The 11,855-nt window shown below is 74.3% G+C and carries 1 protein-coding gene; it reads right to left on the reverse strand.

The window, feature by feature from the left end; translation table 11 throughout:
• Positions 1-35: 35 nt before the first annotated feature.
• Positions 36-11,828, reverse strand: a complete 11,793-nt coding sequence (locus tag KHP12_RS20860) for a type I polyketide synthase (RefSeq protein WP_211833425.1) — start codon at positions 11,826-11,828, stop codon at positions 36-38.
• Positions 11,829-11,855: the final 27 nt, after the last annotated feature.

Here is an 11,855-nt window from a genome sequence, read left to right on the forward strand (position 1 = left end):
GCACCCCTGTGGGGTGGCAACAGGCCGTCCGTCCGTCAGGACAGCCAGTCCGCCACGGCGCGGGCCGTCGTCGCGGCGTGCTCCTCCATCATCGTGAAGTGGTTCCCCGGCACATCGAGCGCGGTGTGCGGGAGCTGCCAGTACGACCGCCAGTCGCCGTCGCGGGACCAGTCGAAGAGCCGGTCGCCGGCCCGGACCAGCAGGGTCGGCGTCTTGACCTCCTTGGGCCGCCACTTCCCGAACAGCCGGAAGTACGCGCCCATGGCCAGCAGCCGGGTGTCGTCCACCGGCACCTGGCCCGCGCTCCGCTCGTCCATCCCGGCGCTCAGCCCGGGCTGGAGGGCGACGGCCGCGTCCCGGTCGTGGGAGTAGATGTCGAGCAGGACGACCGCGTCCGGGAAGACCCCCGTGCTCTCCAGCCGCGCGGCCACCTCATGGGCGAGCAGCCCGCCCGAGGAGTGGCCCAGCAGCACGAACGGCGCGCCGTCGGTCTCCCGCAGCACCGCTTCGGCCTGCGCCTCGACCACCGCCTCCGGGTTGGCCGGGAGCCGCTCCCCGGCGACGAAACCGGGGTTGCCCAGCGCCCAGACGTCCCGGTGGCCGCGGAATCCGGCGGCGAACCTGGCGTACTGGTGCGGGCCGCCGATCGACAGGATCGAGGAGAAGCACACCAGCGCGGGCCCGGTCTCACCGCGCGAGAGCCGTACCATCGGGGGCGCCTTGTCCAGCTCGGCGGCGGATCCGAACGAGGGCCGGAACCGCGAGACGTCCATCAGCAGGCGGGTGAACTCCTCCTGCTCACCGCGCTGTCCGGCCTCCCGCATCATCGCGCCGAACACGGCCGACGGCTCCGCGCCCGCCGCCTCGTCCCGCGCCGCGTCCGACACCGTGCCGCCCTCGGCGGCCACCGCACCGGCCAGCCGCTCGAGCAGCTGCCGGGCGACCAGCTCGGGCGTCGGGTGGTCGAACAGCAGCGTCGGGGGCAGCCGCAGCCCGCTCGCGGCGCCCAGCCGGTTGCGCAGTTCGACGGCGGTCAGCGAGTCGAAGCCCTGCTCCAGGAAGCCCCGTGCGGCCCCCACCGCCTCCGCGTCCGCGAAGCCGAGGACCGCGGCGGCCTGGCCGCGGACCAGGTCCAGCACGGCCTGCTCGCGCTCCGCCTCGGCCAGCCCGGCCAGCCGCCGCGCCAGCGAGGGGCCGCCGGTGTCGGCCGCCCCGGCGGAGACCGTACGGCGCCGGGCCGGGGCCCGGACCAGCCCGCGGAACACGGATGGCAGCGCGCCCTCGGCGGCCTGCTCGCGCAGCGGCGCGATGTCCAGGTGCAGCGGTACGAGCACCGCCTCACCGGCCACCGAGCACGCCGTGTCGAACAGCTCCAGACCGTCCCGCGAGGTCAGCGGCGCCATCCCGGAGCGCTCCATACGGGCCACATCCGCGTCCGCCATGCCGCCGGTCATCGCGCTGCGCTGCTCCCACAGGCCCCAGGCCAGCGAGAGGGCGGGCAGCCCGGCGGAGCGGCGGTGCGCGGCGAAGGCGTCCAGGAAGGTGTTGGCCGCCGCGTAGTTGGCCTGGCCCGGCGCGCCGAAGGTCCCGGCGGCGGACGAGAACACGACGAAGGCGGAAAGGTCCAGATCGCGGGTCAGCTCGTGCAGATTGAGCGCCGCGTCCACCTTCGGCCGGAAGACCGTGTCGATCCGCTCCGGGGTGAGCGCGGGCAGCAGCCCGTCGTCCAGCACCCCGGCGGTGTGTACGACGGCGGCGAGCGGATGCGCCGGGTCCACCTCGGCCAGCAGCAGCGACAGCGCCTCGCGGTCGGCCACATCGCAGGCCGCGACGCTCACCTCGGCGCCCAGCGCGGTCAGTTCGCCGACCAGCTCGGGGATCCCCTGGGCACGCTGGCCGCGGCGGCTGTTGAGCAGCAGATGCCGCACACCGCGCTCGGCCACCAGATGGCGGGCGAGCTGTCCGCCGAGGACACCGGTGGCGCCGGTGATCAGAACCGTGCCGTCCGGGTCGAACTCCGGCAGCCCCTCCGGCGTCCGGTCCCCCTCCTGAGTGGCGACCTCCTGAGCGGCGGCCTCCTGAGCCGCGACCCGGGCCAGCCGGGGCGCGTGGAGGGCGCCCGCGCGGACCGCGAGCTGCGGTTCACCACCGGCCGCGGCCGCCATGAGCGCGTCGGCCGAGGCCCCCTCGCGGTCCAGGTCGAGCAGCAGGAAGCGGTCCGGGTTCTCGGTCTGCGCGGTGCGGATCAGCCCCCATACGGGCGCATGCGGCAGGTCGTGCACCTCGGCGTCCGGGGAGGTGGCGACCGCCCCGCGGGTCACGAACGCCAGCCGCGCCCCGGCGAGGCCCTCCTCGGCGAGCCACGACTGCGCGGTGTCCAGCGCCGCGTGGGTGGCCAGCCGCGCGCCCTCCGCCAGATGGCCGCCACCGCCACCGCCGGGACCGGTGAGCGGGAGCAGCACGACATCCGGCCGGGGGCTGCCCGAGGCCACCACGGCCGCGAGCTCGGTCAGATCGGGGAAGACGGCGCACTCGGCGCCGATGGACTCCAGGGCGTCGACCAGCCCGAAGGCGTCCCTGCCGGTCGCGGCGGCCTGCTCGCCGACCAGGGCCCAGCGAACGGCCGCGGGGGCCGCCGAGGGCGCCGGCACCGGCGCCCACTCCAGCCGGAACAGCGAGTCGTGGTAGGTCACCTGGGCCGCACGCAGCTGCTCCGGGGCGATGCGCCGCAGCACCAGGGAGTCCACCGACGCGACCGCGTCGCCGTTCTCGTCCGCGACGGTCAGCGCCACCGCTTCCGGCCCGGCCGGAGCGATCCGTACGCGCAGCGCCGTGGCACCCGCCGCGTGGAGGGTGACCCCGCTCCAGGAGAACGGCAGCCGGATGCCATCGGCCCCGGCGCCCAGGAAGTCGCCGAGCGCGACCCCGTGCAGCGCGGCGTCCAGCAGCGCCGGATGCAGCCCGAACAGCGCCGCGTCGCGGTGCTGCCGCTGGTCAAGGCGCAGTTCGGCGAAGACCTCCGCGCCGCGCCGCCAGGCGGCCGTCAGGCCCTGGAACGCCGGGCCGTAGCCGAAGCCGCCCGCCGCGAACCGCTCGTAGAGGTCGTCCACATCGAGGGCGACGGCCTCCGCGGGCGGCCATACGGACAGGTCCGTCCCGCTGTCGGCGGCGGCGCCGGAGGCCAGCACACCGCCGGCGTGGCGGATCCAGGGCCCCTCCGAGGCGGCGCCCCGGTCCGCGTCCGGCTCCGGGCGGGAGTAAACCTCCAGCGCCCGGCGGCCGCTCGCGTCGGGCGCGCCCACGGTCAGCCGCAGCTGGATCCCGCCCCGGGCGGGCAGGATCAGCGGCGCCTCCAGGGTCAGCTCGTCCAGCAGATCGCAGCCGACCTGGTCACCGGCGCGGATCGCCAGCTCCACGAAGGCCGTACCCGGCAGCAGCACGGTGCCGGACACGGCGTGGTCGGCGAGCCAGGGGTGGGTCTGGAGGGAGAGCCGCCCGGTGAGCAGGAAGCCGTCGGAGTCCGGCAGTTCGACGGCGGCGCCCAGCAGCGGATGCCCGGCGGCGCCGAGACCGGCGGAGGCGACATCGCCCACCGAGAGCGGCACCTCGATCCAGTAGCGCTCGTGCTGGAAGGCGTACGTGGGCAGCTCGACGCGGACCGCGCCCGTCCCCTCGTACACCGCCTCCCAGTCCACGGCCACACCGCGCGTCCACGCCTCGCCCAGCGAGAGGTGGAAGCGGTCAAGACCGCCCTCGTCGCGGCGCAGCGAGCCGATCGCGGCGGCCTCGCGACCCGCGTCCTCGGCGGTCTCCTGCACCCCCATCGTCAGGACGGGGTGGGCACTGGACTCGATGAAGGCTCCGAAGCCCTCGTCCAGCAGGCGGCGGACGGCGCTCTCCAGCTCGACGGTGCGGCGGAGGTTGGTGAACCAGTACTCGGCGTCCAGCTCGGAGCCGTCGACCCACTCCCCCGTGACGGTGGAGAGGAACGGCACCTGGGCGTTCTTCGGCTGTACGGGCGCGAGCAACTCCAGGAGCTCCTCGCGGAGGAGTTCGACCTGGGCCGAGTGCGAGGCGTAGTCCACCGGCACCCGGCGCGCCCGCACCTCATCGGCCTCGCAGGACGCCAGCAGCTCCTCCAGCGCCTCGGGCTCACCCGAAACCACCACCGACGACGGGCCGTTGACGGCCGCCACCGAGATCCGCTCCTCGCCCCAGGGCGCGATCCGCTCCCGTACATCCGCCACGGGAAGCGCCACCGAGACCATGCCGCCCTTGCCCGCCAGCACCCGGCCGATCGCCTGGCTGCGCAGCGCCACCACACGCGCCGCGTCCTTCAGCGACAGAATCCCCGCCACACACGCCGCCGCGATCTCTCCCTGGGAGTGGCCGACGACGGCGGACGGGACGACGCCCAGCGAACGCCACAGCTCCGCGAGCGACACCATCACCGCGAACAGCACCGGCTGGACCACATCCACCCGGTCCAGCGACGGCGCGCCCTCGGCACCCCGCAACACATCGACCAACGACCAGTCGGTGAACTCCGCGAGCGCGGCGGCGCATTCGTGGATACGGGACGCGAAGACGGGCGAGGCGTCCATCAGCCCCACCGCCATCCCGGCCCACTGCGACCCCTGCCCGGGGAAGACGAACGCCGTCTTGCCGGCCGTCCCGGTGCCCTGGACCAGCTGGGCCACCGCCTCGCCCCGGGCGAGTGCCGTCAGGGCGCGGACGAAGTCCTCGCGGTCCGTGCCGACCAGCACCGCGCGCTGGTCGTGGACGGCGCGGGTGGTGGCCAGGGAGTAGCCGACGTCGGCCGGGCGCGGGCCCGGGTGGGCGTCGCGGTGAGCGTCGTGGCGGGCGTCGAGGTCGGCGTCGCGGCAGGCGTCGCGGTGAGCGTCGAGGTGGGCCAGCAGCCGCTCGGCCTGGGCGCTCAGCGCCGTCTCGCTCCTGCCGGACAGGATCCACGGCAGCGGACCCGGCTCGGGTGCGGCCGCTTCGGTGGCCGTGGGCCGCTCGGCAGGTGCCTGCTCGATGATGGTGTGCGCGTTGGTGCCGCTGATGCCGAACGAGGACACCGCGGCCCGGCGCGGACGGCCGGTCTCCGGCCACTCCGTCTGGTCGGTGAGCAGCGACACCGCGCCCGCCGTCCAGTCCACGTGCGGGGACGGCTCGTCCACGTGCAGGGTCCTGGGCAGCACACCGTGCTCGATGGCCTTGACCATCTTGATGATCCCGGCGACACCGGCCGCGGCCTGGGTGTGGCCGAAGTTGGACTTCACCGAGCCCAGCCAGAGCGGTTCGTCCTCGGTGTGCTCCTGGCCGTAGGTGGCGAGCAGCGCCTGCGCCTCGATCGGGTCGCCCAGCGTCGTACCGGTGCCGTGGGCCTCGACCACGTCCACCTCCGAGGCGGACAGCCGGGCGTTGGCGAGGGCCTGACGGATGACGCGCTGCTGGGACGGGCCATTGGGGGCGGTGAGGCCGTTGGAGGCACCGTCCTGGTTGATGGCCGAGCCCCGGACGATCGCGAGGACCGGGTGGCCGTTGCGGCGGGCGTCCGACAGCCGCTCGACCAGCAGCATGCCCACGCCCTCGCCCCAGGCCGTACCGTCGGCCGCGGCGGCGAAGGGCTTGCAGCGGCCGTCGGTCGCGAGGCCGCGCTGCTTGCTGAAGGCCACGAAGGTGCCGGGGGTGGCCATGACGGTCACACCGCCCGCGAGGGCGAGCGAGCATTCGCCGTTGCGCAGCGCCTGCACCGCCATGTGCAGGGTGACGAGGGAGGACGAGCAGGCCGTGTCGACGGTGACGGCCGGGCCTTCGAGGCCGAACGTGTACGAGACTCGGCCCGAGGCGACGCTGCCGGAGCTGGCGGTGCCCATGTAGCCCTCGAGGCCGTCGGGGGCGCGGTGCAGCAGGGTGCCGTAGTCGTTGTACATGACGCCGGTGTAGACACCGGTCCGGCTGCCGCGCACCGTCGCCGGGTCGATCCCGGCCCGCTCGAACGCCTCCCAGGTGGTCTCCAGCAGCAGCCGCTGCTGCGGGTCCATCGCGAGCGCCTCACGCGGCGAGATCCCGAAGAAGACGGGGTCGAAGTGGTGGGCGTCGTGGAGGAATCCGCCGTTGCGGGCGTAGCTGGTGCCCTGCTGGTCGGGGTCGTCGTCGTAGAGCGACTCGATGTCCCAGCCGCGGTCGGTGGGCATGTCGGTGATGGCGTCCGCGCCGTCGGTGACCAGCTTCCACAGGTCCTCGGGCGAGGTCACGCCGCCGGGGAACCGGCAGCTCATCGCCACGATGGCGATCGGGTCGTCGTCGTGGGCGGTGGCGGCGGCCACGGGCGCGGCCGCGTCCTCCTGGCTGCCCTGGGCCTCGGCCCGCAGATACGCGGCGAGGGCGGCGGGGGTCGGGTAGTCGAAGATCAGCGTGGCGGGGAGCCGGACGCCGCTGACGGCGGTCAGGCGGTTGCGCAGTTCCACGGCGGTGAGCGAGTCGAAGCCGACCTCGCTGAACGCGCGCTGGGGCTCGACCGCTTCGGGTCCGGCGTAGCCGAGCACGGCCGCCACCTGCGTACGCACCAGGCCGAGGACGATGGCCTCGGCCTCGGCGTCGGATGCCGCCCCGGCCAGTTGCTGGGCGAGCGCGCCGGACCGCGCCGCGGCGGCGGCCTGGGCCGCGCGGCGGGGCGGGACGCGGACGAGTCCGCGGAAGAGCGGCGGCAGCATTCCGGCGCTTGCCTGTGCCCGGAGGGCGGCCAGGTCGAGGGGCATGGGGACCAGCAGCGCGTCGTCCGTGGCGTTCGTCGCCAGGTCAAACAGCTCTCGGCCCTGGTCGGCGGTGATGGCGGCGATGCCACCGCGCTGGAGGCGGGCGAGTTCCGCCTCGTCCAGGTCTCCGGCCATGCCGCCGGGCTCGGCCCACAGGCCCCAGGCGAGGGAGGTGGCGGGCAGGCCGGCGGTGCGGCGGTGCTGGGCGAGGGCGTCCAGGAAGGCGTTGGCCGCGGCGTAGTTGCCCTGGCCTGCGCCGCCGAAGACGCCTGCGGCTGAGCTGAACAGGATGAACGCGGACAGGTCCGCGTCCTGGGTCAGCTCGTGGAGGTTCCACGCCGCGTCTGCCTTGGGGCGGAGGACGGTGGTGAGGCGGTCGGGGGTGAGGGACGCGATGACGCCGTCGTCCAGGATGCCTGCGGTGTGGACCACGGCGGTGAGGGGGTGTTCTGCCGGAATGGCGGCGAGGGTTTCGGCCAGGGCGGTACGGTCCGCCACGTCGCAGGCCGACCAGTGCGCTTCGGCGCCCAACTCGGCGAGCTCGGTGGTGAGTTCGGCTGCGCCGGGGGCGGTTTCGCCGCGGCGGCTGACCAGGAGGAGGTGGCGTACGCCGCGGTCGGTTACGAGGTGGCGGGCGAAGAGGGTGCCCAGGGTGCCGGATGCGCCCGTCAGCAGCACCGTGCCGTCCGGGTTCCACTCGGGGGTTTCGGTCTCCGGCTGCGTGGTGGCGCGGGTCAGGCGGGGGGCCTTGACCTTGCCTTCGCGTACCGCGAGTTCCTGTTCGCCGGAGGCGAGGGCGGTGGGCAGGGCTTCGAGGGAGTCCGGGTGGGTGTCGGTGTCCACCAGGATGATGCGGCCCGGGTTCTCCGACTGGGCGGAGCGGATGAGGCCGTGGGCGGCGGTGTGGGCGAGGTTGGTGGCGGAGGTGAGGACCACCAGGCGGGTGTTCGCGAAGCGGTCGTCCGTGAGCCAGGTTTGGAGGAGGTGGAGGGCTTGGGTGGTGGCCTCGTGTGCGGCTTCGGCGGGCGAGGGGTTGTTCCCCACCCCGCCCCTTCCCGAATCCAGGGGCTCCGCCCCTGGCACCCCGCCGGGGCTCCGCCCCGGACCCCGGTCCTCAAGCGCCGGACGGGCTGGAGAGGCCGCGCCTGGGCGCCCTTCGGGCGTGTCCTCAAGCGCCGGACAGGCTTGATTTCGCGCACTGTCCGAGGCCAGAGGTGACAGGGAGACCACTACGTACTGCGGGGTCTGCGCGCCCGCGTCCAGGGCCTCGGTCAACGCCTCCAGGTCCGGGTAGGGGGCGTCGGGGCCTATCGTCGTCCAGTCGGCCTGGGACACCGGCTCGGACGTTGCCGGGATCGGGGTCCAGTCCACCGTGAACAGGGCGTCCGACGCGCCGCCCGGGGCCGTCAGCTGGTCCTGGGAGACCGTGCGGAGGGCCAGGCGGTCGACCGTGGCCACCGGGGTGCCCGTTACGTCCGCCAGTTGGAGGGAGACCGTGCCGTTTCCGGCGGGCGACAGGCGGACGCGTACCGTGTCGGCGCCCACCGAGTGGATGCGGACGCCGGTCCAGGAGAAGGGGAGTCCGCCCTGGCCCGGGTTCTCGGTCAGGTCGCTGAGGCCGATGGTGTGCAGGACGGCGTCCAGCAGGGCCGGGTGGAGGCCGAAGTGGGCGGCGTCGGGCTCGGTGTCCTCGGGGAGGGCGACCTCGGCGTAGACCTCGCCGTCGGCGCGCCAGGCGGCGCGCAGGCCCTGGAAGACCGGGCCGTAGCCGAAGCCCGCCTCGGCCAGACCCTCGTACAGGCCGTCGGTCTCGATGCGCTCCGCCCCGGCGGGCGGCCAGGCGCTCAGGTCGAACGACGGGGCCGCGGGGGCGCTCTCCGCGAGGACGCCCGTGGCGTGGCGCAGCCACGGCTCCTCGTCTCCGGCCTCGTCGGGGCGGGAGTGGAGGGCGAGGGTGCGGCGGCCGGTGTCGTCCTGGGCGCCCACGGCGATCTGGAGCCGGACCCCGCCCCGCTCGGGCAGGATCAGCGGGGCCTCCAGGGTGAGCTCCTCCACCAGATCGCAACCGGCCTGCTCACCGGCGCGCACCGCCAGTTCCACGAACGCGGTGCCGGGCAGCAGCACCGCGCCCATGACGGCGTGGTCGGCCAGCCACGGGTGGGTGTCCAGCGCGAGCCGCCCGGTGAACAGGAAGCCCTCCGCGTCGGCCAGGGAGACGGCCGTGCCGAGCAGCGGATGATCGGCGGCGCCGAGGCCGAACGAGGAGACGTCGCCGTAGGCGGTGCCCGCGTCCAGCCAGTAGTGCTCGCGCTGGAAGGCGTACGTGGGCAGCTCGACGCGCTCGGCGCCGGTGCCCGCGTAGTACGCCGCCCAGTCGGGGGCCGTGCCCCGGGTGTGCAGGGTGGCCAGGGCGGTGGTCAGGGTCTCGGCCTCGGGGCGGCCGGACCGCAGGGCGGGGGCGAACGCCACGTGTTCGGACTCGCCCGCCAGGCACTCCTGGCCGAGCGCGGACAGCACACCGTCCGGGCCGAGCTCGAGGTACGTGGTGACGCCCTGCGCCTCCATCGCGCGCATACCGTCGAGGAAGCGCACGGCCTCGCGGACGTGGCGGACCCAGAAGTCGGCGGTGGCGATCTCCGCGGCGGGCGCGATGCCGCCGGTGAGGTTGGAGACCACCGGGATCTTCGGGGCCTCGTACGTCAGGCTCTCCGCGACCTTGCGGAACGGCTCCAGCATCGGGTCCATCAGCGGCGAGTGGAAGGCGTGGCTGACGGTGAGCCGCTTGGTCTTACGGCCCTGCGCCTCGAACGACGCGGCGATGGCGACAGCGGCGTCCTCATCACCCGCGATGACCACCGACGACGGGCCGTTGAGGGCGGCGATGGACACCCGGTCGGTGAGCAGCGGCGCCACCTCGTCCTCGGACGCCTGGACGGCGATCATCGCGCCGCCACCCGGCAGCCGCTGCATGAGGCGGCCCCGGGCCGCCACCAGCAGGGCGGCGGCGTCGAGGGAGAGCACCCCCGCGACATGCGCGGCGGCGATCTCGCCGATGGAGTGGCCGGAGACCACGTCCGGCTTCAGGCCCCAGGATTCGACGAGGCGGAAGAGGGCCACCTCGATGGCGAACAGCGCGGGCTGGGTGAAGCCGGTCCGGTCCAGCGCGGCGGCGTCGTCCCCGAACAGCACGTCCTTCAGGGGACGTTCGAGGCGCGGGTCGAGCGCGGCGCACACGGCGTCCAGCGCCTCGGCGAACGCCGGGTAGGTGTCATAGAGCTCGCGGCCCATGCCGAGCCGCTGGCTGCCCTGGCCGGTGAAGAGGAACGCCAGCTTGCCCCGGGTCTCCACGCCCTGGACCACCCCGGCGGCGGGCTCACCGGAGGCGAGCGCGGCGAGGCGGTCGAGGAAGGTGGCGCGGTCACCGGCGATGACGGCGGCGCGGTTCTCCAGGGCGGCGCGGGTGGTGGCCAGCGAGTGGCCGACGGACACCGGGTCAAGATCGGGACGTTCGGCCACGTGGGCGTGGAGCCGGGCGGCCTGGGCGCGCAGCGCGTCCTCGCCCTTGCCGGAGACCAGCCACGGCAGGAGGGGGAGGGTGCGGGGCGCCGCCGTCTCCTCTGAGGGCGCCGCCGTCCCTTCGGCGGGGGCCTCCGCGGTCTCCTCCTCGGCGTCGGGGTCCTCCGCCGGGGGCTGCTCGATGATCAGGTGGGCGTTGGTGCCGCTGATGCCGAACGACGACACGGCGGCGCGGCGCGGACGGCCGGTCTCCGGCCACGGCCGGCCCTCGGTCAGCAGCGAGACGGCCCCGGCCGACCAGTCGATATGCGGTGACGGCTCGTCGATGTGCAGGGACTTGGGCACATAGCCGTGCTCGATGGCCTTGACCATCTTGATGATCCCGGCGACACCGGCGGCGGCCTGGGTGTGGCCGACGTTGGACTTGATCGAGCCCAGCAGCAGCGGCCGTTCGGCGGGCTTCTCCTTGCCGTACGTGGCGAGCAGCGCCTGCGCCTCGATCGGGTCGCCGAGCGTGGTGCCCGTGCCGTGGGCCTCGACCACGTCGATCTGGTCGGCCGTCAGCCGGGCGCTGGCGAGCGCCTGGCGGATGACGCGCTGCTGGGACGGGCCGTTGGGCGCGGTCAGACCGTTGGACGCGCCGTCCTGGTTGATGGCCGAGCCACGGACGACGGCCAGCACCTTGTGGCCGTTGCGGCGGGCGTCCGACAGCCGCTCGACCAGCAGCATGCCCGCGCCCTCGGACCAGCCGGTGCCGTCGGCGGACGCCGCGAAGGACTTGCAGCGGCCGTCGAAGGACAGCCCGCGCTGGCGGCTGAACTCGGTGAAGGTGCCGGGCGTCGACATCACGGTGACGCCGCCGGCCAGGGCGAGTGAGCATTCGCCGTTGCGCAGCGCCTGCATGGCCAGATGGAGGGTGACCAGGGAGGATGAGCACGCCGTGTCGACGGTGAGCGCGGGGCCCTCCAGGCCGAAGGTGTACGCCACCCGGCCGGAGGCGATGCTGCTCGAACCGCCGGTGCCGAGGTAGCCCTCGACACCGGGCGGCACGGCGCGCAGCCGGGAGGCGTAGTCGTGGTACATGACGCCCGCGAAGACACCGGTACGGGTGCCGCGCACGGAGGTGGCGTCGATGCCCGCCCGCTCGAACACCTCCCAGGTGGTCTCCAGCAGCAGCCGCTGCTGGGGGTCCATCGCCAGGGCCTCGCGCGGATTGATACCGAAGAACGCCGGGTCGAAGTAGTTGGCGTCGTGGAGGAAACCGCCCTCCCGGACATAGCTCGTGCCCGCGCCGTCCGGATTGTCGTCGAAGAGCCGCCCGATGTCCCAGCCGCGGTCGGTGGGGAATTCGGAAATGCCGTCCCCGCCCTCGGACACCAGCCGCCACAGGTCCTCGGGCGAGCCGACCCCGCCCGGGTAGCGGCAGCTCATGCCGACGATCGCGATGGGCTCCTGGTCCTCCGACTCCACCTCTTGCAGGCGGCGCCGGGTCTCATGCAGGTCGGCGGTCACCCGCTTGAGAAAGTAGCGGAGCTTTTCCTCATTCATACGTGCGTTTCCCTCTCGAGGAATCCG

It is taken from the genome of Streptomyces asiaticus (assembly GCF_018138715.1).
GTDB classification, from domain to species: domain Bacteria; phylum Actinomycetota; class Actinomycetes; order Streptomycetales; family Streptomycetaceae; genus Streptomyces; species Streptomyces asiaticus.

Coding starts and splice junctions, on each gene's coding strand:
- KHP12_RS20860 (WP_211833425.1), bottom strand. CDS start 11,828: ATGAATGAGGAAAAGCTCCGCTACTTTCTCAAGCGGGTGACCGCCGAC.